Origin of the sequence: Acinetobacter beijerinckii CIP 110307, assembly GCF_000369005.1 — a bacterium.
GTDB classification, from domain to species: Bacteria; Pseudomonadota; Gammaproteobacteria; order Pseudomonadales; family Moraxellaceae; genus Acinetobacter; species Acinetobacter beijerinckii.
The window spans coordinates 407,373-432,091 of the sequence record NZ_KB849766.1 but is presented as its reverse complement, the minus strand read 5'-3'; the positions used below and the strand labels follow the sequence as shown (position 1 = coordinate 432,091).

Annotated in this window: 23 protein-coding genes; 7 read left to right on the top strand and 16 right to left on the bottom strand. The window is 38.4% G+C overall.

The window, feature by feature from the left end; all coding sequences use genetic code 11:
* Positions 1 to 89: 89 nt before the first annotated feature.
* The 4 genes from cxpE (at position 90) to F933_RS15230 (ending at position 6,509) form a co-directional block, all read left to right on the top strand.
* Complete coding sequence (gene cxpE, locus F933_RS15245) at positions 90 to 1,283, top strand: chloramphenicol efflux transporter CxpE (RefSeq protein WP_005062662.1); 1,194 nt, start codon at positions 90 to 92, stop codon at positions 1,281 to 1,283.
* Positions 1,284 to 1,303: 20 nt separating this feature from the next.
* Complete coding sequence (locus F933_RS15240; protein WP_005062659.1) at positions 1,304 to 2,002, top strand: DnaA ATPase domain-containing protein; 699 nt, start codon at positions 1,304 to 1,306, stop codon at positions 2,000 to 2,002.
* Positions 2,003 to 2,115: 113 nt separating this feature from the next.
* Positions 2,116 to 4,002, top strand: a complete 1,887-nt coding sequence (rbtA, locus tag F933_RS15235; RefSeq protein ID WP_005062657.1) for a rhombotarget A — start codon at positions 2,116 to 2,118, stop codon at positions 4,000 to 4,002.
* Positions 4,003 to 4,019: 17 nt separating this feature from the next.
* A complete protein-coding gene (locus F933_RS15230) occupies positions 4,020 to 6,509 on the top strand; it encodes a CSLREA domain-containing protein (RefSeq protein WP_005062655.1) in 2,490 nt (829 codons plus the stop codon).
* A 73-nt stretch (positions 6,510 to 6,582) separates the two neighbouring features.
* Here F933_RS15230 and F933_RS15225 read toward each other — a convergent pair whose 3' ends face one another.
* The 5 genes from F933_RS15225 to F933_RS15205 all read right to left on the bottom strand — a co-directional run bounded on the left by F933_RS15225 (position 6,583) and on the right by F933_RS15205 (position 9,853).
* Entirely contained in the window at positions 6,583 to 6,972 is a 390-nt protein-coding gene (locus F933_RS15225) for a DUF3106 domain-containing protein (protein WP_005062654.1), read from the bottom strand.
* Entirely contained in the window at positions 6,962 to 7,285 is a 324-nt protein-coding gene (locus F933_RS15220; RefSeq protein WP_005062652.1) for a hypothetical protein, read from the bottom strand. The genes F933_RS15225 and F933_RS15220 overlap by 11 nt, the downstream gene beginning before the upstream one ends.
* Entirely contained in the window at positions 7,278 to 7,889 is a 612-nt protein-coding gene (locus F933_RS15215; RefSeq protein WP_005062651.1) for an RNA polymerase sigma factor, read from the bottom strand. Before F933_RS15215 ends, F933_RS15220 begins: the two co-directional genes overlap by 8 nt.
* A gap of 160 nt (positions 7,890 to 8,049) precedes the next feature.
* Positions 8,050 to 8,826, bottom strand: a complete 777-nt coding sequence (locus F933_RS15210) for a TrmH family RNA methyltransferase (protein WP_005062649.1) — start codon at positions 8,824 to 8,826, stop codon at positions 8,050 to 8,052.
* 55 nt (positions 8,827 to 8,881) lie between these two features.
* Positions 8,882 to 9,853, bottom strand: coding sequence for a class 1 fructose-bisphosphatase (locus F933_RS15205; RefSeq protein WP_005062647.1), 972 nt, complete (start codon positions 9,851 to 9,853; stop codon positions 8,882 to 8,884).
* A 177-nt stretch (positions 9,854 to 10,030) separates the two neighbouring features.
* On the opposite strand from F933_RS15205, the gene F933_RS15200 reads away from it, so the two are divergent.
* Entirely contained in the window at positions 10,031 to 10,222 is a 192-nt protein-coding gene (locus F933_RS15200) for an NF038105 family protein (RefSeq protein ID WP_005062646.1), read from the top strand.
* A gap of 43 nt (positions 10,223 to 10,265) precedes the next feature.
* On the opposite strand, the gene pal is transcribed toward F933_RS15200, so the two are convergent.
* The 11 genes from pal to F933_RS15145 form a co-directional block, all read right to left on the bottom strand.
* On the bottom strand, positions 10,266 to 10,832 hold the full coding sequence (gene pal / locus F933_RS15195; protein ID WP_005054986.1) for a peptidoglycan-associated lipoprotein Pal: 567 nt from the start codon (positions 10,830 to 10,832) through the stop codon (positions 10,266 to 10,268).
* 21 nt (positions 10,833 to 10,853) lie between these two features.
* Positions 10,854 to 12,137, bottom strand: a complete 1,284-nt coding sequence (gene tolB, locus F933_RS15190) for a Tol-Pal system beta propeller repeat protein TolB (RefSeq protein ID WP_005062644.1) — start codon at positions 12,135 to 12,137, stop codon at positions 10,854 to 10,856.
* 99 nt (positions 12,138 to 12,236) lie between these two features.
* Positions 12,237 to 13,502 (bottom strand): cell envelope integrity protein TolA, encoded by a 1,266-nt coding sequence (gene tolA / locus F933_RS15185; RefSeq protein ID WP_005062642.1) that lies wholly within the window; start codon positions 13,500 to 13,502, stop codon positions 12,237 to 12,239.
* Between the two features lie 3 nt (positions 13,503 to 13,505).
* Positions 13,506 to 13,958 (bottom strand): protein TolR, encoded by a 453-nt coding sequence (gene tolR, locus F933_RS15180; RefSeq protein ID WP_005062640.1) that lies wholly within the window; start codon positions 13,956 to 13,958, stop codon positions 13,506 to 13,508.
* A complete protein-coding gene (tolQ, locus tag F933_RS15175; RefSeq protein WP_005062639.1) occupies positions 13,958 to 14,656 on the bottom strand; it encodes a protein TolQ in 699 nt (232 codons plus the stop codon). The genes tolR and tolQ overlap by 1 nt, the downstream gene beginning before the upstream one ends.
* Positions 14,657 to 14,680: 24 nt before the next feature.
* Positions 14,681 to 15,088 (bottom strand): tol-pal system-associated acyl-CoA thioesterase, encoded by a 408-nt coding sequence (ybgC, locus tag F933_RS15170; RefSeq protein WP_004661168.1) that lies wholly within the window; start codon positions 15,086 to 15,088, stop codon positions 14,681 to 14,683.
* Between the two features lie 91 nt (positions 15,089 to 15,179).
* Positions 15,180 to 15,752 carry a hypothetical protein gene (locus F933_RS15165; protein ID WP_005062636.1) on the bottom strand — a complete coding sequence of 191 codons (573 nt, stop codon included), beginning with the start codon at positions 15,750 to 15,752 and terminating at the stop codon, positions 15,180 to 15,182.
* A gap of 103 nt (positions 15,753 to 15,855) precedes the next feature.
* Complete coding sequence (gene ruvB / locus F933_RS15160) at positions 15,856 to 16,854, bottom strand: Holliday junction branch migration DNA helicase RuvB (RefSeq protein ID WP_005062635.1); 999 nt, start codon at positions 16,852 to 16,854, stop codon at positions 15,856 to 15,858.
* Between the two features lie 18 nt (positions 16,855 to 16,872).
* Positions 16,873 to 17,475, bottom strand: a complete 603-nt coding sequence (gene ruvA / locus F933_RS15155) for a Holliday junction branch migration protein RuvA (RefSeq protein ID WP_005062632.1) — start codon at positions 17,473 to 17,475, stop codon at positions 16,873 to 16,875.
* 12 nt (positions 17,476 to 17,487) lie between these two features.
* The gene (locus F933_RS15150; protein ID WP_005062630.1) at positions 17,488 to 18,156 is read right to left on the bottom strand and encodes a hypothetical protein; all 669 of its coding nucleotides are present in this window, start codon (positions 18,154 to 18,156) and stop codon (positions 17,488 to 17,490) included.
* Positions 18,156 to 19,496: a deoxyguanosinetriphosphate triphosphohydrolase gene (locus tag F933_RS15145; RefSeq protein WP_005062629.1), complete on the bottom strand. Its 1,341-nt coding sequence runs from the start codon at positions 19,494 to 19,496 to the stop codon at positions 18,156 to 18,158. The genes F933_RS15150 and F933_RS15145 overlap by 1 nt, the downstream gene beginning before the upstream one ends.
* A gap of 619 nt (positions 19,497 to 20,115) precedes the next feature.
* Here F933_RS15145 and purL point away from each other — a divergent pair.
* Both purL and F933_RS15135 read left to right on the top strand, forming a co-directional pair.
* Entirely contained in the window at positions 20,116 to 23,946 is a 3,831-nt protein-coding gene (gene purL, locus F933_RS15140) for a phosphoribosylformylglycinamidine synthase (RefSeq protein WP_005062626.1), read from the top strand.
* Positions 23,947 to 24,123: 177 nt separating this feature from the next.
* On the top strand, positions 24,124 to 24,600 hold the full coding sequence (locus tag F933_RS15135) for a CC0125/CC1285 family lipoprotein (protein WP_005062625.1): 477 nt from the start codon (positions 24,124 to 24,126) through the stop codon (positions 24,598 to 24,600).
* Positions 24,601 to 24,719: the final 119 nt, after the last annotated feature.

The window sequence follows — 24,719 nt, the reverse complement described above, 5'->3', positions numbered from 1 at the left end:
AAACTCTTATGTTATTTATGCTCGAAAATGCTATCTTTATTTAAATTTTTTTCTATTTATAACGACTACACAAAAAAAGGCTAGATTTTATGCAAGATCAGGTACTACGTCGTATCTTCATCCTCGCAGGGCTCGCATTATTACTCTGGATTTTATATCTGCTAAAACCAGTTGTGTTGCCTTTTGTAGGTGCTTTTTTTATAGCTTACCTTTTTAGTCCACTTGTAGATGTTCTTGTAAAAATAAAATTACCGAGATGGTTGGCGATCAGTTTAGTATTCGTTGGAATTGGCGTTACTTTAACGATTGTATTATGGTTCTTAGTACCTTTGGTTTGGAAACAATTGATTTATGCTCGGGATAGTATTCCAGCGGGTATACATTGGATTAATGCAACTTTTTTACCGTGGGTATCAAATACATTTAATGTCGTTCCGATGGAGCTAGACACTGAACAAATTTCAAAAGCTGTGATGGAATATATTCAAACCAATTACAGTGCAGATAGTATTCAAACAATGGCTTTGCGTTTGGCACAGTCTGGTTTGAATTTTATTCAGATAGGTGGCATATTTATTCTTATACCGATTATTTCTTTCTATTTTCTACTTGATTGGGAAAGAATGCTGCAAAGTTTACGTCGTCTGATTCCTCGTAAATATGAAGCATCGACCTTAACAATCGTGCGTGAGTGCCACAGTGTATTAGGGGCATTCGTTAAAGGTCAGTTCCTAGTTATGCTACTTCTAGGCATTGTATATGCAGTCGGATTGCAGGTGATTGGTCTAGAAGTTGGATTGATTATTGGAATGGTCGCTGGGTTGGCGAGTATTATTCCTTACTTAGGTTTTGGAGTAGGAATTATTGCAGCTGTCATTGCGACGCTCTTTCAATTTGGTCTTGATTGGACACAGCTACTTCTTGTTGGTGTGGTATTCATGATTGGTCAAATGATTGAAGGATATATTCTCCAACCATTTCTATTAGGGGATAAAATTGGTTTATCGCCAGTTGCTGTAGTATTTGCTGTTTTAGCAGGTGCTCAGTTAGGTGGTTTTCTTGGTATGTTGATTGCCTTACCTGTAGCAGCGGTGATTGTTGTGCTGTTAAAACATGCACGGGATAATTATGAGAAAAGCCAGTTTTATGTATTCCCTGCTGAAGTGACTGTGACGCAAAATGGCTCTCAGCATATCAATGTCGAAACACAGCAAGTAGAGCTTGATATTGAAATAAAAAACTCTCAAGATACAGAGACTTCAAACCCGAATGACTTAAAGTAATTGAGGGATTAACTACTTATATGCGTCAACTACAATTGGATATCGAACCTCAACTGGATGCAAGAATTAGTGATTTTTGTGGACCAGGTTGGGGGCATGTAGTTGATGCTATTCGACAGTTACATACAGGATTAGTAAATCGATTCTATGTCTATGGCGGTGCTGGAACTGGAAAAAGTCACTTATTATCTGCGATTTGTGATTCTTATTTAGAACTAGGGCGTCCCGCAATTAAGGTTTCACTATTAGAATTGTTAGATGCACCAATTGAAGCGATTACGTCATTAGAGTTTTATGATTTAGTCGCTTTAGATGATATAGATGCTATAAGTGGTGTACCACATTGGCAAAAAGCGATTTTTCATTTAATGAATAATCATGAAGGGCAATTGGTATTTTCTTCGAGAGTGGCACCAATTGAACTAAAGCTTGAACTCCCTGACTTACAATCGCGCTTAACTCAAACAGTCAGTGTCAAAGTTCCAAATGGCAGTTCTTATATAGATCGACACGCGCTACTACAATCGGTCATGACAAGACGAGGAATCCACTTCGATCAACAAATCGTTGATTATTTGCTGATGAATGGTCCTCATCAGGCTTCTATTCTCTTGCAGACACTTGCCCAACTAGAAAAGATGCTAAAGGGTGAAAAAACTAAGCTTTCGAATACAACACTCAAGCAAATTTATGCCTTGATAGATGAATATCGGCAATAGTATAAAATTTCTTGAGTAATTGAGAGAGCTATGACAAAGTACGCACAAAGGAATGTAGTTGCAAATTGATACTTTGCACAACTAAAAAAAATGAAAAATAGAAGGAGATTGGTATGCTCAAACGGACGCTTGCCTGCGCTTTATTTGCGATTACTGGACATGCATATTCTGCGGATATTCAAGTTACAACATTAGTTGATGACGAGAACTATACAGGCTGTTCATTACGAAATGCCATTGAATTTTTAAATAACCGCGGCCAAAAAGAATTTGAAAATGGCTATAAGGGGTGTGGAAATAAAGATTCATCCTCTGTGATTATTTTGCAGCGTGATAAAGAGTATCTTTTAAATAAGCAACTTGTAATTAAAGTTGATGCGACTATTAAAACTGCTGAAAGTACTGATTTTAATGATAATAAGAGAGGGTTAAATAATGCAACTCTTAAAATGGTCGGTACAGATCGTATCTTCTTAATTGATGATGGTACTGTTGAAAAAGAATTAAAAGTTGTCACATTGAGTGAGCTCAATTTAAAAGGCTCATCTACTAAGTTAAATGATGGTGGCTTGATCCAAAACCGTGAAGCTTTAAGTATTCAATATTCACGTTTGGCTGATGGATATGCAAATAAAGGCGGTGCCATTTACAATGTCGGAATCTGGTCTGCAGAAAATAAAAAAACAGCAGGTATATTATTAATTAGTAATAGTATTCTTCAAAATAATAAAGCAGATCAAGGTGCTGTAATCTATAGTGAGATGCCTTTATATTCAATCAAACAATCAATTATTCGAGATAACCAAGGTTCTGCAAATCCTGAAGGTGCCTTGATGTATGTTCAAACAAGTTTTACAGATGAAACTACTGGTGGTGCTTTACCACTTGGTGTTTCTGGTATCTATAATAGTACCTTATTTCATAATAAGGGTGGCTACGTTGCCAATATTAGAGAAGGTATGCTTTTAAACAATATTACAATGATAAAAAATGCCGCGGGTCTTTATTTACAAGCGCCGAAATGGAAAGTCAAAACATCCACCACAACTGATGGAACTACAACAACGACAGAAAAACTAAATCCAAGTGCATACATTTTAAATAGTATTCTTGTAGAAAATGGAACGGTAAATTGTGCTACTACAGCAGATAATTCTACTGTCGTTCAGAGTAACTTAACAAATCCACAATGCGATATAAACGCTACAGCGGAACTTCCTAACTTTATGATTGGCAACAATAAGTTAATTGCGGGTGGAACTAATGATGAGGGTGTCTGTGATGCACCGCCAAATGCTGGCTTATTGTGTCCATATATCACACCGAAAGATCAGATGCTTGGGTTTTTCAAACCTAGATTACTCATGTCATATACTAAATTATCAGATTCACTAATTGTTAATAAAGGTCGGGTTTATAGTGATGGTAGTAACTTGGGATTAGGGAGTTGTGAGCCAACTGACCAAAGAGGCAAGAATAGAAGCGGTTATGATGAACTTTGTGATTTAGGCGCAGTTGAGTTGGTTGTAAATCGTGCAGATGTGCCTATTGCTGGTCAAGATATTCTATATGGTCAACAAGCGAAATTTAGTATTTCAGATAGTTTGTTAGATGGTGAGTTACTAGATCCTGAATCTTGTAAAACAGTTTTAAATGCAGATTTAGATAAAAATGGTAAACCATGGCAACCAGGATGTTTGGAAATTCAGCAAACTCAAACAGTATCTAAAGGAAAGTTAACAATCGATCAAGATGGTAATGTTGTCTATATTCCAAATAGTAATTGGCATGGTGCTGATAAATTTAATATGCGTGTAATGACGACGACTACACGCTTCAATGATATGTCAAATTATTACATTACTATCCCAACTACGATCGTCCAAGATCCACCAAATAATTTCCAAAGTAAAACTGTAAATACTGGAGGTGGAAGTTTTGGAATTGGTATTATTTTAGGCTTATTGAGTTTAATAGGACTTCGCCGCTTTAAGTCATAATCAAGGAAGATGATGATATGAAAAATTATAAAAAAGCTACTTTAGCAACAATGGTATTGGCGACAATGCCTCTATTGGCAGCGACTAGTACAACGCCTATTAAAGTCACTACATTCGCCGATGAAGATGGCGAAAATACCAATGCCTGTTCTTTGCGAGAGGCATTGACAACTGCAGAGTTAAGAAAATCTTATGGTGGCTGTGCAGTAACAGATACCCTTTCCACAACGACTAAAGTGATTCAACTTGAAGAAGGCACTTATCTGTTAGATCGAGAGCTTACACCTAAAGTGGATGTCGTGATTTTGGGTAAGAGCCCAGTTGATTGGCAGAAGAAAAGTGTTTTAACAAATAATTATCCATCGCAAACGGCATTAAAGACAAAAATCGAAGCGAAGAATAATAGTCGAATTTTTAATACGACTTTGGCCAATAAGTCTCTTACGTTAAATAGTATTGCTTTGAATAAAGGAACGACCTCGGATCGAGGTGGTGCAATTTATGCGGGTGCAAACGTAAGTTTGATCAATAGTCAGATTTTGAATTCTTCTGCAGGCGTCAGTGGGGGGGCGGTATTTCTAGCAGGCCCAACCAGTGGTATAACCATAACAAATAGTTTAATTGAAAAGAACAAAGCACCTCTTGGCAGCGTCCTAGGGATGAGTTGCTTTAATGATAATGTTTATTCAAAACATGAAATAAACTTTATTTATAGTAGTTTAATTTCAAATGGTGATGCTCAGTCCACCAGTATGCTTGATTTTTGTGGTGAGCCAGTCATTAAACTAGAAGCGAATACGATAGCTTCAAACATTGCTAGTACAGTGAATGGAAGCTTAATTAAATTCACTGGCGATACAAAGTCTGGAGGCACAACTGGAAATACTTCGACCATATTAAGTGATAGAAGTAGTTTAACTATGCTGAGTAATACTATTGTTGAAAATACTGCTTATAGTACTTTTCTATATGATGCATTAGGTTTGAAACAACTTGATTTTAATATCTTAGCTTTTAATACGGGCGGTTTAGCTTGTCGCTATTTGCTTGGTGATGCAACCGAATTAGAAAACATCAAAATAGGTTTAAATTACAATGCAATCGCATTAAACGGAAACAATAAGTGTGATTTGCCAAAAATTGAACTTAAAGAAGAAGGCTCTGATAAGCATACAAATTTAGATGTAAGCGCTAATAGTATATCTCAGTTACTCACCGCGCGTAGAACGCCATCTGAATACACAGCATTTTTACCAATCTATTATCCAAGGCTTGGAGTAGTTGGTGAAGAGAAAGATTTAGTTGATGTGGCTAAAGAAGGCGCTGATGCTTGTAGCACGGTAGATCAAAGAGGTATTGCACGTATCACAAATGGCACATTATATTTTGATCCAAATGCAAGAAATAGTTGCGATATTGGTTCTGTTGAGTTAATGAAATTCACAGCTGGAGATTTAGAAGATTTATCTAATACTTCTCTGACAGATATTGTAAAACTATATCAACAGCAAGTTGATAAATATGAGTTTCTAGTCAAAAATCCTGATGACCCTAATTTAACAACTTCAGATAAAGAGCAACTTGAAAGATTTAAAAACTTATTAGCTAAAACTAAAGACAATATCCATTATAGAGCGATTTATATTGATTTGAAAAACTACCAATTACCACTTCCTCAAGAGGTAGAGGATGGTAATGGAAATAATAAATTAATATTCTTTAACAAGGATTTATATAATGTGCAAACTGAAGTTCTAGGCACTGGACAGATTAAAGACTTGGAAGAAAATCAAGATAAAGAGGAAGTGAAAAAAGAAAAAGAAAAAATTGTATGTCAATGGAATCAAGATTTAGAACAAATCATTCTTTATCGTAAAGATGACCAAATTACTCAGGCTGGTGATAAAGTTCACTGTAAATATACCATTAGTTCAAAACCTGAAAGCGGAATGAATGTGCAGTCTTCTGGTCTGATCAAAGCTGCTTTTGTTAATATTGCACCAGTAGTTAAAGATACATCAGTCACTTTAAGATACCAAAAGCAAGATAAAGTTGCGTTGAACCTCTTAAATTTTGCAAATGATTGGGGTGATACTGGAGAGGGTGGTAAAGGGCCTGATAATAATATAAACAAGCCACAATTTTGGAAAAATGCTGACGGTGTAGAATTACCAATCCGTCTTTCAAATCTTCCAGGATCAAATCTGATAATTACTTCTGATCGTAAAGGCCCATGTCCAGTACCAGATCAAAAAGAAACATGCTACGGTGGAAACATTTATATTGAAGAAGGTAATACTTTTAACCAATTTGATTACTCGTTTAATTATCAGGTATACGATAATGATATTACCCCGACACTTTCAAATTTAGGTACAGTTAAAGTGATTAGTACTGCTAACACAACGGACAATAAACGTAATGCGAGTCGTGGTGGGGGGAGTACAACTATATTTTCATTATTAGGATTAATGAGTCTGCTAGTAATCCGTCGTTTCAAAAAATAGTTCTTCGTAAAAATAAAGCGCCACAAGGCGCTTTATTTTTATTTCCTATTTGGAAATCAGTATATTTTTTATATTAATGCTCAGCGTATTTAGTTAAATATTCTTCTCTTATATTTAATCTTTCATCTGCGCTCGCATTTTGCATACGTTTCCGCAAGATATTCCGCTCTTGAGTATTCATTTTTTGCCACACATCACGCATCTTCTGTTTTTCATCTTCAGAGAGTTGCGTAAACCATTCCATTCTTTGTTGAAGCTGCGAGCTTTGATCAGTTGGAATCTCTTTTAAAGTTTGATAACGTTTAATAAGTACGCGCTGTTCTTCAGGTGATAAGTCATCCCAAGCTTCTTCTGTAGCTGCTTTATTTGGCTTAGAGAAAACCCAAAAACGTTCAGAACCAGCAAAACTTGTTTGTAGTAAACCTAATGTGCACACAACAAGTACTAATCGTTTAGCTGCCATGTGGAGCTTTATCCTCACCTAATACCATTAACATTTCCATATCCTCGACCATTTGAGGGGAGAGTTTAGGATTCACTATGACCTGATTTTGAGGTTTACCAGCCAATTGCAAAGAGCTAGGAAGCACGACAATGCCTGTTAAAGCTGCCGCTAATGCAAATCCACCCATTTTCCAAATACTATAGTAAGAAGTCGGTTTCTTTTGTACAGTATCTAAAACATGATTCATCACTAGCATTTTGTTGTGATGTTGATCTTTTGCAAGTTGATCGAGTTTGGAAGTCACTTGTTTAGTGAATTGATCTTTATTCATTTGATGATCCTCCCGTATTTGGATTTAAATGCTGTAAAGCAGTTCTAAGTCCTTGAATTGCTCGATGGTAATGTGTTTTAACACTTCCTTCACTGCAATCCATAATTTGCGCTGTAGTCATGGTATCAAAACCTTCCCAAGCTCTTAACATGAATGCCTGTTGTTGGCGGACTGGAAGTTTATTTACAGCTTCCTGAATCTCTGCCATTGTGACTTCTTGATCAAGAAACTCTAGTGGGTTAGGTGTTGATTCATCAACAACATCTATAATTTCTTCATCATTATCTAAATTAATTTTTTTAAATAAAGAAAACGGATTTGCTCGTCGCGCTTCTTTTCGTCTCCAATCTTGAAGCTTGTTATTTAAAATTGTATAGAACAGGGGGTACCATTCTTCGGTATTTTTATCTGCATAAGATTTATGTAGTGAAATAAAGGCTTCTTGGACTAAGTCCATGGCAATACCTTGTTGACCCTGTGTAGCACTTTCCATCATCACAAGTGCACGACCAGTAACGTCTTGCATAAAAAAACGCAGACGTTGTTCAACAGTACCACAATCAGTACCGTTTTCGGTTCGAGCCTGTTTAGGTGCTAAATCCATAGAGATGGAAAATCCTGTCATGGAAACCCACCATTATTATTTCAATTCATTAATCATATAACGTTGAAAATGGTGAGTACGTTGACAACTCAAGCAAATATTTTTAACAGTGTAATAGATTTTCTGATTAAAAAAATCGGAATTAAAATAATTTAACGTTTTACTGACGTTGGCGTACCATTTCAAAGATGCAGATAGATCCTGCAATTGCAACATTGAGGGATTCTTGCCCACCAGGTTGTGGGATTGTTACTGCTTGTGCTTGTTCTAATGCATATTCAGATGCGCCTTGTCCTTCATTACCTAAAATCCAAACACAGGGCTGGGTTAAATCTTGAGTATATAAACTCGTTGAACGATGTGAACTTGTCACAAAAACAGGAATTTGAAATTTCGGAAGAATATCGGCTAATTGAAAATTTTCAAAGCAATGTAAGCTGAAATGAGCTCCCATACCTGCTCTTAAAACTCGTGGTGACCAGAGTGAAGCAGAACCTTGAGTGCATATGACTTGTTTGATATTTGCTGCGGCAGCTGAACGAAGTAAAGTGCCGACATTACCCGGATCTTGAATATTTTCTAAGATTAATGTGTCTACATTAAAATCAATTGTCATTGATGTTTTAGGCAAATCAATAATCGCTAGACAAGGTAAGCTTGTACCCAACGTACTTAAATCTTTGTATAAGACTTCACTTATTACAAAGACATGACCTTGATGTAGTTCGATTACTTCTTGTAAATCAGGATGTTCTAAAGCTTGTTCAGTAGTGAATAATGAAAAAAGTTTTTTCTGTTGCTGTAACCAAGCTACACAAAGATGGCTTCCTTCAATAACTGTTTGTTGATGCTTTTTTCGAGCGCTATTGAGTTCGATTAAGCCACGCAAATGTTTGATTTTTGCGTTGTCTTTTGATTCTAAAAAAATAACCGCCATAAGAAAACATCCAAGAGGGCATCAATATGAATTGATGCCCGAAATAATTAAGTTATTAATGATAGCTTGTTACACGTTCTACTTCGTTTTTAGAACCAATAATCACAGGGACACGTTGATGCAATTCAGTTGGTTGAATTTCCATAATGCGTAAGCGACCTGTAGTAGACGCGCCACCAGCTTGTTCGATTAACATACTCATTGGGTTGGCTTCATACATTAAACGTAAACGACCCGCTTTTTTTGGATCTTTTAAATCATAAGGATAAAGGAAGATACCGCCACGACATAAAATACGGTGAATATCACCCACCATACAAGCAACCCAACGCATGTTGAAATCTTTTTCACGCACTGAAGTTTTTCCAGCAAGTAGTTCATCAATATAACGTTTTACAGGATTTTCCCAATGACGTTGGTTTGATGAATTAATCGCAAATTCTTGTGTATCTACTGAAACTTGAACCTGCTCAGTTGTAAGCACGAAAGTTTGAGTGGTTGGATCAAACGTAAAGAATACAACACCTGCACCCACTGTAAGTGCTAGCATGGTTGAAGGACCATAAAGTACATAGCCCGCAGCAACTTGCTCAGTACCTGCTTGCATAAAGTCAGCAGATTGAGTCACTGCATTCTTTGCTGGCAGAATAGAGAAAATCGTACCAACACACATATTGATATCAATGTTGCTTGAACCGTCTAGGGGATCAAACAATACTAAATATTTGCCATTTTCTTGAGCAGGAGTGAAGTCGTCTAATTCTTCTGAAGCAAGACCACTAACTTGAGGATGTACTTTTAGTGCATCAATTAGGTAATCATTCGAAATCACATCTAATTTCTTTTGTGTTTCACCTTGCACATTTTCATTACCAGCACTTCCTAAAATACCTGCTAAAGCGCCTTTTTGAAGAGCTTGATCAATTGTCTGACATGTATTTGCAATTGTTTCGATGACCTCTGCCAACTCTGGTGTCAAATTCCCATTTTGTTGTTGTAAATATTGGGACAATGTAAGGTTTGACATATTGAATAGCTCCGATTTAACAGCGTCAGGAATTGTTAAAAAATAATGTCGCTATTCTAGATGAGATCATCCGAAAAGAAAAATTATCTTACTTTATTTATGTTGCTTTTATGATTACAAGAACAGCTTTACATGCTATGTTGGATAGATACTAGACAGGACGTTTGGAGCATAGCAATGTCAACCAAAAATTTTGAAGCTACACCAACCCCAAGTGAAGCCATTAATTTGGATCAGATTTCAAAAGAGAACGTGAAAGATGCTTGGAAGGAATATGAGGCGAAGCCAGAATATAAAGAGTTTAATAAACACGACATGATTGAATCGATGCAACCCTCTGAAAAAGATGATGCTAAACCGCAAACATAAAAATGCTCACTAGATGTGAGCATTTTTTGATTCTGCCTGCATGTTATTTTAACAATGGCGGAACGGCTTCATAATTAATTTCTACGCGACGATTTTCTTTCCAAGCTGCTTCATCGTGTCCTGCATTCACTGGTGCTTCTTTACCATAGCTTACAGCTTCGAGTTGCTGTGGATTAACACCGTTAGTAATTAAGAAGCTCTCAACAGCTTTTGCACGACGCTCACCTAAAGCCATGTTGTATTCACGAGTACCACGTTCATCAGTATGGCCAGTAAGAGCCACTTTTGAATTGGCATTGGCAACTAAAAACTGTGCATGTGCTTGAAGTGTTTGATAATCATCATTCGATAAATCACTACTATCGTAATCAAAATGCACTACACGTTTAGCTAAAAATGCTTTGTTCGCTGCTGTAACGCCTTTTGATGATGCGCCTGCAAGGTTTTGCGCATTTAACGCTGCATCTTCGCTTAATCCTTCTGTACTAACAGTTGTAGAACCATTCGGCGTATTACCTGCGGTAATTTCAGCCGCAGGCTTACGACTTGCACAGCCTGTGAATACAAGTGTCGCTGCAATAAGTGGAAGCGTTAAATATTTAATATTCATATGATTCTCCAATAGGTTAAATTATTTTGGTGCCCAAGCGGGTTCACGAACTTCACCTTGTTCACTTGGTAAATTCATGCGGAAACGTCCATCTGTAGACATGATTGCTAATAAGCCTCGATTTCCTTCACGAGTAGCATAAACAACCATCTGACCATTAGGTGAGAAGCTTGGTGATTCATCTAAGCTTGTCGGTGTCAAGATATTGGTAATTCCAGTATTAATGTCTTGTAATGCAACTTTATAATTGCTGCCACTTGGACGATGTACTAAAGCAATTTTTTTACCATCAGCACTTAAAGTACCACGTGCATTGAAAGCACCCTTAAATGTTAATCGTTTTACTGAGCTATCATCAAAGTTAAAACGATAAATTTGAGGAGAACCGCCACGGTCAGAGGTAAAGATAAATGATTTACCGTCTGGGGCATAACGTGCTTCTGTGTCAATCGCAGAGTCATTGGTCATACGTTGAACTTGGCGAGTACTGAGATTCATCTGATAAATTTCAGGATTACCATGCATAGAAGCGGTAAATAACATTGATTGGCCATCAGGGGAGAAGCTAGGTGCTCCATTTAATCCTCTAAAGCTCGCCAAAACTTCACGTTGACCTGTTGCTAAATCTTGAACGTAAATCGCAGGACGTTTGGTTTCAAAAGAAACATATGCAATTTTCTTAGCATCAGGCGTCCATGTTGGAGAAAGTATTGGATCACGTGATGAAAGTACGGTTTTTGGTTGCTCACCATCAGTATCCGCGATTTGTAAGGTGTAGCGTTGCGCTGGAGTAGCCGGGTTGCGGAGGACATAGGCAATACGTCCACTGAAATCACCTGCAATACCTGTTAAGGCTTGATAGATTGTGTCACTAATCATATGCCCAGCTTGACGAACACGAGAGCTAGGTACAGTTAAAACTTCATTTAATAAGTATTGCTGTTTTTGTACATCATAGAGTTGATAGTGCACTTCAAAAGAATTTGCATCAATTGCTTTAATTTGTCCAACGACAACATAAGGTACACCTGCATTTTGCCAATCGCCTGCCTGAATTTGATTAAGTGAGGCAGTTGCAGGTAAATTTTTAGATGCACTGGTAAAACGACCTGAGCGATTTAAGTCATTTTCTACAATTGGATATATCGCATTATCATTTGTAAAAGGAATGATTGCAATTTTCGGTGCTTGTTCAGGTGCTTTGGCAATTTCAAGATGTAATTGAGCAAAAGTTGCAGTGGGTACAACTGTGCTAAATGCAGCAAAAACAGCTAAAGTGATGAGATGCTTACGAGTCTTGTCCATAGTTACAATTACTTGCGTTCATATTTTTGTGGCTGATCATTATTTAACATAGTTACATGCTTTCTGCTATTAAAAGCATGTAATGTTAACTATTCATTACTATTTTGCAGTAAAGCTTGAAGTAAAACTTCTTGCTTCACGACGAGCATCAGGATCATCTGGCATAGGATAAGGAGCTGCTGCTCGAACTGCTGCTTCGATACTAGCTTTCATGTCAGGATCAGAAGAATTAACAATGACAGACATAACTGCACCACTATCATTCAGTGTGACCCGAGCTGTAGCTTTTTGACCAGATGAGCTTAATGGAATATTCCAAGCACGTTTGATTTTGTTCTCAAAATCACGCTTAGCTGTTGAGGCAATTTTTTTAGATTCTGCCTTTTTCTGAGCTGCTTCTTGTTCTGCTTTTTTTGCAGCAGCAGCTTTGGCATCTGCTTCTGCCTCAGCTTTGCGTTTAGCATCAGCCTCAGCTTTTGCTTTCGCGTCTGCATCAGCCTTGCGTTTAGCATCAGCGTCGGCTTTTGCTTTCGCATTTGTCTCAGCTTTGCGTTTAGCGTCTGCATCGGCTTTACGTTTAGCGTCTGCATCCGCTTTTGCCTTCGCATCTGCATCAGCCTTACGTTTAGCGTCTGCCTCAGCTTTGCGTTTAGCGTCTGCATCCGCTTTTGCCTTCGCATCTGCATCAGCTTTACGTTTAGCGTCTGCCTCAGCTTTTGCTTTCGCAGTTGCTTCAGCTTTGCGTTTAGCATCCTGTTGTGCTTGAAGTTTTGCATTCTCGGCAGCTTTTTGCTGTCTTAATTTCGCGTCTTGTTCTGCTTTTTGGCGAGCTTCAGCGTCGGCTTTGGCGTTTCGTTCAGCTTTACGCTTCGCATCAGCCTCAGTCTTCGCTTTTGACTCCGCTTGTCGTTTGGCTTCAGCATCAGCACGTTGTTTTTGTGCTTGAACTTCTGCAAGTTTACGCTGTTGTTCAACTTGCTGAGCACGAGCAGCTTCATCCGATTTACGTCTTTGTTCAGCTAATTTTTCCTGTTGAGCTTGTTCAGCTTTCAGTTTTTCAGCAGCAAGTTGTTGTGCAGAGGGTGTAGGAGGGATAACGGGAATATTTTCAGCTAAGCTTTTATCTACGACAGGGCTTTGTATCTCAGCAGCTTCATTCTCAGCCGTTGTTTCTTGTTCAACCTGTGTTAATGGTTGTGGCAAATCTTCTGGTCTGACTAAGACAGTCTTGAGCTTTTTAGGCTCTTCAGGTGGTTTACTTAAGCCTAAGAATAATAAGCCAACAATCGCAATAGCATGGACTCCGATAGTAAATCCGAGCGCAATTGCATTCTGCTTAAAATGTGGCTCTTTAAAATTTTTCATAGCTTATTTGAGCGGCTCTGTGAGTAAACCAACTTGTGTTAAACCTGCTTCTTGTAGGCTTGCCATTAATGAAACAATTTCGCCGTACGGACGAGATTTTTCACCGCTAACAAGGACAGTGAGTTGTTTATTTTCCTGTTCTGCTTGTTTTTGGGCATCACTCAAAACAACTTCAAGTTGTACAAGAGAGAGTGGTTCACTGTCTTTATGGTCTTGATATTGAAGATAGATATTTCCATCTTTACCAATGGTCACCATGGCTGGCATATCTTTTGATTCAATCGGGTGATTATTAGCTTGTGGTAAATCAACTTTAATACCACTGGTAATCATGGGTGCAGTCACCATGAAAATGACTAACAGTACCAACATCACGTCGATATAGGGAACGACATTCATATCGCTTTTTAATGGTTTTTTGACGCGCTCAAAACGTCCAGATCGTTGAATCGCCATTATTCATCTACCTGTGTCGATCCAATCGATTGGCGTTGTAAAAGAGCAACCATTTCTTCTGCAAATAATGCACGATCTGAATAGATTGACTCACCTTTAGCTGTGTAGTGGTTAAATGCCAATACAGCTGGAATTGCAGCAAATAAACCAATTGCAGTTGCAATCAATGCTTCTGCAATACCAGGAGCAACAGTTGCTAAAGTCACTTGATCAACTGCTGCAAGACCGATAAAAGCATTCATGATGCCCCAAACAGTACCGAATAAACCAATATAAGGTGCGACAGAACCAATACTTGCGAGTGCACCGAGACCAACTTCTAAACCACCTTGATCACGGCTTAAACCTACACGTAGGATACGTTCAGTGCCTTCAATTGTTTGGTTGATATCAGCCTTGCGTTTTTGCAATTTAAAAAACTCACCCAAACCTTGATAGAAAATATCTTCTAGACCACGGCGTTTAGAGTTAAGTTGAGCGTTGTTATAGAGTGTATTTAATTCGGCACCTGACCAGAACATTTTTTGAAAATGCTCATCTTCTTGTCCTGCTTTTTTAAAGCCCATATGTAATTTGGCGATCAAATACCAACTATAGACTGAAGCAAGTAACAAGATCAGCATGACCAGTTGTACCACAGGACTTGCTTGTAAAATTAGATCAGAAATATGCAATGAAGATTCTAAATTAGTTGCCATAGGTTACTGTGCCGAAAGTTTATTTTAGTCCTGTGCTAATTCTTTTTGAATTAGATCACGAATTTCTTCGGGAAGTCTACGTGGCATTAACTCTTTGTTTAAACATGCCAACGTAACCTCACCAGAAGCCAGCAAGATTTCACCACGATAAATATTTTGTTGCAACACAAAAGATGCGGCTTTACACGAAATAACACGTGCTGTAACGGTAATTAAATCATCCATTAATATTGGACGTACATATTTGACCTGAATTTGATGCACAACAAAGTTGTAATCTTGTTGATGCCAATAGTGATCTACGCCTGCTGCGCGTAACCATTCGGTTCTTGTGCGCTCCATGAAGCGGATGTGATTAGCGTGGTAAACAATACCACCAGCATCTGTATCTTCGATGTATACGCGAATGTTGAACTCAAAATGATTTGCCATGATAAAAATCCATTCTTGATACGAGGTATTGATTAGTGTCGCAGTTTAGCATATTGATTTTTTGGGCAAATGGCACAAGCGATCAAGCAAGCTATTCGTTTGAATTTTTATCTAAGATTAAAACCCGTGATGCGTAATCCTCTAGGTGTCCAGCAAAATAACCTGCGACATCCAATGTTTTTAAAGGATCATATTTTACTTTATTGTATTGGATGTAATTTTTTATAGTGTCGTAGAGCAGGCATAAACCTAAAAAACCAACTGCAAAAATGATAAAGACTAGCCATTTTTGAGCTTGATTAAACAAGTAAAATGAAATACCGAGCATACACAAACTGGTCAATAGAATTACCAAGTTTTTAAAACTTAGTATTGGTTGACGAGGTGTGTGATGCTCCTCAATTATTTGCTTTAAATCATCTTGAAAATACAATGAAATAAAGAATGCAGCGTGTGGACGGTCAAAATTAAGTGTTGTGAGAGACCAATCTAAATGCGATGTGATATTGAATTGTTCAAGCTGTTCTCTAGGAAAAGAAACAGTCTGTGGGTTTGCATTTAAAAATTGGCAAGAGAGTGATAGAGCAGAATTCCCCTTGAGAAGCGCATCTAATAAACGTATTTGTTCGTTACTATATTCTGAGAACTTAACATTTCGCGGCAATGCTTCGATAGACGGTAAATCAGAAATAATCTCTTGATACGATACTTTAATTCTTTCTATAAGCTATTGTTCATCTTGGGTTTGAGTCATGATTTATCTATATTTATGATTCGGGTGGAGTCATACCAAATTGTAAATAAGCCATATTGGTTGCAATACGACCTCGAGCAGTACGCATGACATAACCTTGTTGAATTAAATAGGGTTCAATCACATCTTCAAGTGTTCCACTATCTTCAGCCATTGCTGCGGCTAAGGCCTCAACACCAGTCGGTCGTCCTTCAAAACGTTCTAAGAGCATAGATAAATAACGGCGATCTAAAGTATCTAAACCATCTTTATCGACATTGAGCATATCCAAAGCACGTTGAGCCATATCTTGTGTGACTTCACCAGTTCCTTTAACTTGAGCATAGTCTCTTACACGACGCAACAAGCGATTGGCTATACGTGGTGTACCACGTGCACGGCGAGCAATTTCTGTTGAACCCTCTTTAGTAATTGGCACATCCATTAAATTGGCTGAACGAGTAACAATATGCGTTAAATCTTCAACTGAATAGAATTCTAAGCGCTGCACAATACCAAAGCGATCGCGTAAAGGAGAGGTGAGTAATCCTGCACGTGTGGTTGCAGCGACCAAAGTAAATGCAGGCAAATCAAGCTTAATTGAACGCGCAGCTGGTCCTTCACCGATCATAATATCGAGTTGATAATCTTCCATTGCTGGATAGAGAATTTCCTCAATAACAGGTGAAAGACGATGGATCTCATCAATAAATAGAACGTCGCCTTCTTCTAAGTTGGTCAACATTGCTGCCAAATCACCAGCACGTTCTAAAACTGGACCCGAAGTCGATTTTAAATTACCCCCCATTTCACGGGCGATAATATTGGCTAAGGTCGTTTTACCTAAACCCGGTGGACCAAAAATCAGTGTGTGATCTAAAGCTTCACCACGTCCACGAGCAGCGCCAATAAAGATTTCCATCTGCTCACGAACCACAGGCTGACCAATATAATCAGCTAGGGATGTTGGGCGAATCGCACGATCAAAATGATCTTCTGGTTTTTCAGAACCACTGATTAAACGGTCTTGCATAATAACTTCAGTCTGTCTTTATTTATTCAATGATTTTAGTGCTGCACGAATGATATCACTGGCTTCAGTAAAATCTGCTTTCACTGATTGAATCAGTTTTTGTGCTTCAAGCGGTTTATAGCCTAAAGATTGTAAAGCAGCTTCTGCTTCAGCAACAGCTGAGTTTGCTGTAAATTGAATTTGAGTTGATGTTGAATTATTTGGAGTTGAATTGGTTGAAAATGCTTTGAAGCGATCACGTAATTCAATCATTAAGCGTTCAGCGGTTTTAGTACCCACACCTGGAACTTTAACTAATGTTTTGACATCACCGTTTTCAACAGTATGGATTAACATATCAATGCTCAGGGTTGAAAGGATACCAAGCGCCATTTTAGGTCCGACACCATTTACTTTAAGCAAAGTACGGAAAATGATTTTTTCTTGTGCGTCAATGAATCCATAAAATTGTTGAGCATCTTCACGAACGACCAAATGTGTCCATAAAGTGACTTTCTGTCCTTTTTGCAATTGGCAGAATGTTGAAAGTGGCGTATCAATTTCATAGCCCACACCATTTACATTGAGTAATACAGTTGGGGCTTCTAAGGCAAACACTTCGCCAATTAAACATCCGATCATCGAGTCTTTCACTTATTTTGTTAATGGTTGAATAGTAGATGCCATTTCTTCTAAACGCAAAATGGCTTTTAGAATTTCTTTACGATTTCGTGTGGATTTTATCCAAGCAGGTAAGCGGGAAAAATAACTACCATTTCCAGTTTGAGAGGTTCGCTCTCGTAACCCAGCTTGAATAAATGTTTTGAGTTCTTTTAAGTGTTCAATATTATAAACAGAAATCACGCCATGCTGAGTTTGGGTTTTTAAATAGAGCTCTAAGCCGTAAAAGGTGTAGCCGATGTTTTGATCTAAAATGAAATTTAGTCCATATTGCTCAAACTTTGATATATGTTGGCAAAGGCGACACCTTGCCCGAATAAATGGGGGTAATGAGCCTACATTCAGCAATTTTTGCTTTGCTCTCAACCAGACTCCACCACATTTTTGGCAGCGTTGGTATGTTGTTGCTTCATAATGTCCATTATGAAGCTGAGGAGTATCATGATTTTGGTTTGGGTTAATTTGATAAGCGCAATTTAAACAGCTCAGAAAAAATGTACCTTGATACCTGTTTTTTTCAGGCGCTTGAGGTTTATGATATTTTAAGAGACTTGGCTGATTACATTTAGGGCATTTAACCCATTGATCAAGATAAATAAAACTTGATAGATAAACGCCATTATCTATATGCCGCCCAAGCATTAAAAGAACCCAACTTTATTACCTTGTAACTCTTGTGCCAAGTTATAAGCTTGATGGTCAGAAAACTTACTAATGATATCTAGGACTTGCATAATATTATTATAGTGGTTGTTTTGCAGATTTACCCCTGAATGCTGCAAAATTGACATTAAACGTTGTTCTTTAAAGCTTAATGTTTTGTGCGGCATAGTCAAAGGAATAAAAGCATCCAAAATCGTTTGTAAGCTTTGATGCGCAATAATTTCTAAACCCGACTTTTGTGGATGTTCAAAAATTCGATCACGTGCAAGATTTTTCGCCGTTTGAATACCTGTTTCAATATCTGATGAGCAATACTGCAAAAGGCTTCCTTTGAGTTGCCCTGTAATAATTTCATAATGTTTTTTTGCAAAAGCAGTGGTCACTTCATCAACCAAACGCTTCATGACACGCCCACGCAAAGCCGCAATTTTTTGCTGCCAAGTCGTGTGAGGTAAATGTAATTCTTCTGGACGACCAAAGTCAGCAATTAGGTTCAGGAAAATAGGCTCAACTTCTTCATAACTCAGCATGTTTAGAATAATGCCATCTTCTAAATCTATCAGTGCGTAACAAATATCATCTGCTGCTTCTAATAGATAAGTGAGTGGGTGACGACAATAATGATAATCGCCGAGTTGAATGAGACCGAGTTGTTCTGCAAGTTGTTTTAAAATTTCTTTTTCAGATTGATAACAACCAAACTTGTCACGTTGATGCGATGGCGTGTCACCTTGTTCTTCAATAGTCTTTGAAAGCCATGGATATTTTAAGTAAGCACCTAGTGTCGCGCAGGTGAGGCGCATACCACCATCATCAGGATGGTAGTCAATACGGCTGAGAAGACGAAGTCCTTGCGCATTGCCTTCAAATTGACGCACATCGGCTGCTTCTTCTGGAGTCAGTTTAGTTAGAAAGTCTCTATGTGATGCATCATCAAACCATTCACGAATGGCATATTCACCTGCATGACCAAATGGCGGATTGCCAATATCGTGAGCTAAACATGCCGCTTGAATGATCGCACCAACATCTGCGGGAGAAATCCACATCGGTAATTCATCTTTGATTTTTTCTGCGGCTAACATGCCAAGTGAACGACCAATACAAGAGACTTCAAGCGAATGAGTTAATCGTGTATGAATTCCATCATGTTGAGTGAGTGGATGAACCTGTGTTTTTCTATTTAGTTGACGGAAGCTTTGAGAAAATATAATTCTGTCATAATCTTTGTGGAATGGGCTTCGAGCCAATTCAGTACTACTTTTTTTGCTACCTAAACGAATTGCAGAAAGCAACTCTACCCAACGCATTTGTTCCATTCATCATTATTCACTATGAGTTCAGGTTCATGATGCCAAAAAAAAGATTAAAGCACTAGAGTCGGGCGACACAAGTTGTCTTAGATAGGTGGGTCATCGTTTATAATTTTGTATTTAATAATCATTTGACTAAGCTAAATCATCTGAATATTAAATTTTCAGATCAGTTTATTCAAAACACAGAAGAAATAGTTTCAATTACTTTAAATTAGGAATGGAGAAACTGAACACTATGTGTTTAAGCAGTCAAAGTATGCAAATTTTCTTAGACATCATTCAATATAAAACGTTATTTATGCACACACAACTCTCATTAATTCGTGAAGATGGAATACACAAGACTAGTGCTTTGAATGATCAATTCTTAAAAAATGCTTGTTATTTCTAGAAAAGGAAAGTCATAGGTTGGAAAATTGATATATGTATCACGTTAAATGAATTGTTACGAATAAAGTAAAACCAATCAAGTGAGACAGAATTAAAGCATTCATCGTCGAAAACTCTGATTTTTAAGTTGGATATGGCTAGCTGAAAAGAGGCTTTCACAGTAGAATATGCGCTCTCTCATAAGTCACATTGTGGTAGGTTCGTTAGACCCGCCCGTGGAGCCAAAGTCAACATGTTTATCGTGGCCGGTGCGTCAGCACATTCTTCTTTTAAGAAAGCTCAACTCTTAAACCGTTTAGCGTCAATGAGTTCTGTTCAATCTTTTGACAGCCAGTGGGTTTATTTGTTTGATCAAGCGCTCAACGAGCAGCAACATCAATCGGCATTACAACTTTTAAACGATGGTAAATCTTTCGAACTTCGCCAAGCTGCAAGTGATGAAATCCAAATTTTAGTGACACCGCGTGTTGGCACAATTTCTCCGTGGTCATCTAAAGCAACAGATATTTTCCAAAACTGTAATACGCCTATTCATCGTTTAGAACGTGGTCTGTTATTCACCTTGAAAGGTGTGAAAGAGATTTCAAATGAAGTGAAATTGGCTTTACATGACCGTATGACAGAGAGTGTTTTTGCTCAGATTGATGATGCAAAAGCTTTATTCTTAGAAACAGCGCCGAAACCATTGAACTCAATTGATATTTTGAGTCAAGGTAAAGAAGCGTTAGTGAAAGCCAATAATGAATTTGGTTTTGCGCTCTCTTACGAAGAAATTGATTATTTAGTTGCAGCATTTACCAAACTCGGTCGTAATCCAAATGACATCGAATTGATGATGTTTGCACAAGCAAACTCTGAACACTGTCGTCATAAAATCTTTGGTTCTGAATGGACAATTGATGGTGAAAAACAGCCATTATCATTGTTCCAAATGATTAAAAATACTTATAAAGAATCTCCAACGGATGTGTTATCAGCATATAAAGATAACGCTTCTGTGATTGTAGGTTATGACACTATGCGTTTTTATCCGAAAGCGGATGAAAATGGTCACTTCGTTTATAAATATAAGAGTCAAGCTGCTCATATTCTAATGAAGGTTGAAACACACAACCATCCAACTGCAATTGCTCCATTTGCAGGTGCTGCAACAGGTTCGGGCGGTGAAATCCGTGATGAAGGTGCAACGGGTCGTGGTGGTAAACCAAAAGCAGGTTTAACAGGCTTCACCGTTTCAAACTTAAATATCCCTGGTTTTGAACAACCTTGGGAAGAAAACTACGGTAAACCTTCACGTATGGCATCGCCATTACAAATCATGATTGAAGGTCCATTGGGTGGTGCTGCGTTTAACAACGAATTCGGTCGCCCTGCATTAAATGGTTATTTCCGTACCTTTGAACAGAATGTCAATGGTGACGTGAAAGGCTTCCATAAGCCAATCATGATCGCTGGTGGTTACGGTAACATTCGTCCTGACCATGTTGAAAAAGATGCGATCCAACCGGGTGACTTGCTCATTGTATTGGGCGGCCCTGCAATGTTGATCGGTCTTGGCGGTGGTGCAGCGTCTTCTGTAGACAGCGGTACTATGGGCGAGAGCTTAGATTTTGCTTCTGTACAACGTGAAAACCCAGAAATGGAACGCCGTTGCCAAGAAGTCATCGATACGTGCTGGCGCTTAGAAGACTTTAACCCAATCGTGTCTGTACATGATGTGGGTGCGGGTGGTGTATCCAATGCAATGCCAGAACTTGTAAATGATCATGAGTTAGGTGCAGTGCTTAACCTCCGTAAAATTCCATCATTAGAGCCAGGCATGAGCCCGATGGAAATCTGGTCAAATGAAGCACAAGAACGTTATGTACTTGCCATTCGTCCAGAGTCTTTAGAACAGTTTGAAGAAATTTGTGCACGTGAGCGTTGTCCGTTTGCGGTGCTTGGTGAAGCGACTGAAGCGCGTCACTTAACTGTTGAAGATCCGTTGTTTGAGAACAAGCCTGTTGATATCCCAATGCAGGTGATCTTAGGCGGTACACCGCGTATGCAACGTTCGTATGAAACGATTGAGCGTAAAGGTAATGACTTTGATGCTGCAAAAGTTGATTTGAAAGATGCGATTTTCCGCGTATTGAAGAATCCTACAGTGGCATCTAAATCGTTCTTGATCACCATTGGTGACCGCTCGATTACTGGTATGGTTGCACGTGATCAAATGGTGGGTCGTTGGCAAGTGCCTGTGGCAGATGCAGCAGTGACGACAACTAGCTTACAAGGCTTCACGGGTGAAGCAATGGCAATGGGTGAACGTCCACCTGTTGCATTGTTAAATCCAGCAGCTTCTGCGCGTTTAGCAGTTGCTGAGGCGATTACCAATATTGCATGTGCTAACATCGAACAAATCAGTGATATCAAGCTTTCTGCAAACTGGATGGCTGCTGCTGGTCAAAAAGGTGAAGATCAAGCCTTGTTTGAAGGTGTCAAAGCGATTGGTATGGAAATGTGTCCTGCTTTAGGCATTGCCATTCCTGTCGGTAAAGATTCACTTTCAATGCGTACTACTTGGAATGATGGCGAAGATAAAGCCGTTACTTCTCCAATGACAGGCGTGATCACTGCATTTGCACCAGTTTTAGATGTACGTAAAACATTAACACCAGAACTTAAGAATTTAGAAGACTCAGTGCTTGTACGTATTGATTTATCTAAAGGTCAATTCCGTTTAGGTGGTTCAATCCTTGCACAAGTATATAAAGCAATCGGTTCAGTTACCCCTGATGTTGATAGTTTTGATGACTTCAAAGCATTCTTTGCCTTAATTCAAGACTGGAACAATCGTGGTGTGATCAAAGCTTACCATGACATCGGTGATGGTGGTCTATTGGCGACTGTTGCTGAAATGATGTTCGCATCGCGTTTAGGTGTGGCTTTAGAAAACCAAAGTACTGAAAGCTTATTTGCTGAAGAAATTGGTGCTGTACTTCAAATTACTGCTGCTGATTGGGCGCAGTTAGAAGTTGAAGTTGCGACATCTAGCTTGAAAGATGCTATTGCAGTTGTTGGTCGTGTCAATACAACTGATCAATTGGTTGTAAATGGTTTAACACTTGAGCGTGCTGAATTACAACAAGCTTGGGCTGAAGTTTCACATCAGATCCAACGTTTACGTGACAACGTTGAAACAGCTGATCAAGAATTTGCCTTAATTGCAGATAAAAACCATAAAGGTTTAATTGCTCAACCAACTTATGACTTAAATGAGCCAGTTGAAGCGCCGTTTATCAATACACGTCGTCCAAACATGGCAATCTTGCGTGAGCAAGGTGTGAATGGTCATGTTGAAATGGCAGCTGCTTTTGACAAAGTCGGCTTCAATACCATCGATGTACACATGAGTGATTTACTTGCAGGTCGTGTGAGCTTGAGCGATTTTGAAGGTTTAGTGGCTTGTGGTGGCTTCTCATATGGTGACGTAATGGGTGCTGGTGGTGGCTGGGCGAAATCAGTATTGTTCAACCCGAAATTACGTGATCAGTTTGAACAGTTCTTCCATCGTGAGAGCACTTTCAGCTTAGGCGTATGTAATGGCTGTCAAATGATGTCGCAACTTGCACCACTGATTCCAGGTGCAGAACATTGGGGCCGTTTCCACCGCAATACATCAGAAGTATTTGAAGCACGTGCCGTGAATGTTCGTGTAGAGAAATCAGTTTCTGTATTGCTTGAAGATATGCAAGGTTCGATTTTACCAATCGCGGTTGCGCATGGTGAAGGTCGTTTAGTTGCAACCGAACAGCAACTTGCTGCTTTAAATGCAGATAATCAAGTCATCTTGCGTTATGTAGACAGTTTGGGTCACCCAACTCAACATTATCCATTGAACCCGAATGGTTCACCTGAAGCGATTACAGGTCAAACCTCTAAAGATGGTCGTGCAACAGTGATGATGCCGCATCCAGAACGTAACTTCCGTGCTTTACAGCATTCTTGGAAGCCTGAAGATTGGGCTGAAGATGGTGCTTGGTTACGTATGTTCCGTAACGCGCGTAAATTTATTGGTTAATTAAACAACCGATGAGTGAAAATGCCACTTTTTTAGTGGCATTTTTTTTGGCAAGTTGTCGATTTTGCAGAAGAATAAATTTCACAAGGGTATTAAAAATAAGCTATTGATAATAAATATTATTTTAAATTTTATTGATTTTATGTGCTATTCTTCTTCGCTTGATGGGGAGTAACTATGATGAAAAAAATACTGATTTTATCTATGCTATTAACAGGATGTTCGACTGCATACCAACCTAATAGCTTATTAGGCCAGCAAGGATTTGCAGAAAAAGAATTATCTCAAAATCACTATAGAGTCAGCGTTAAAGGTAATGAAAAGACATCCGAACAACGTGCAACTGATTTTGCATTATTGAGAGCATCCGAACTTATGCTTGCAAAGGGTTGTATAAATTTTAAAGTGTTTAATACTGCAAGTGAGATGAAAAGTAGTTTAATCTTTCCGCAAACACACAAAGTAAATGCATTTTCGAGCTCTATAGAAAATCGGATTTACAGCAAAGCTGATAGTTTTTCTAAACTATATGCACCACAGTCAACAATCGAAGTTGGATGTGCTACAGAAAATGTAAGTGATGAAAATAAAATCTATGCTTCAGCTTCGATAAAAGAGTCTATTCAACTCAAATACCAACTTTTAGAAAAATAAGAGATTTACAAAAGTATTGATCTAGTCGAGTTTTTAAATCTTATAAGTGATCTCTATTTTTAACCATCAGCGTCTATGCTCGATTTAGAAAGAGGATTGCATTGATCATTTACTACCAT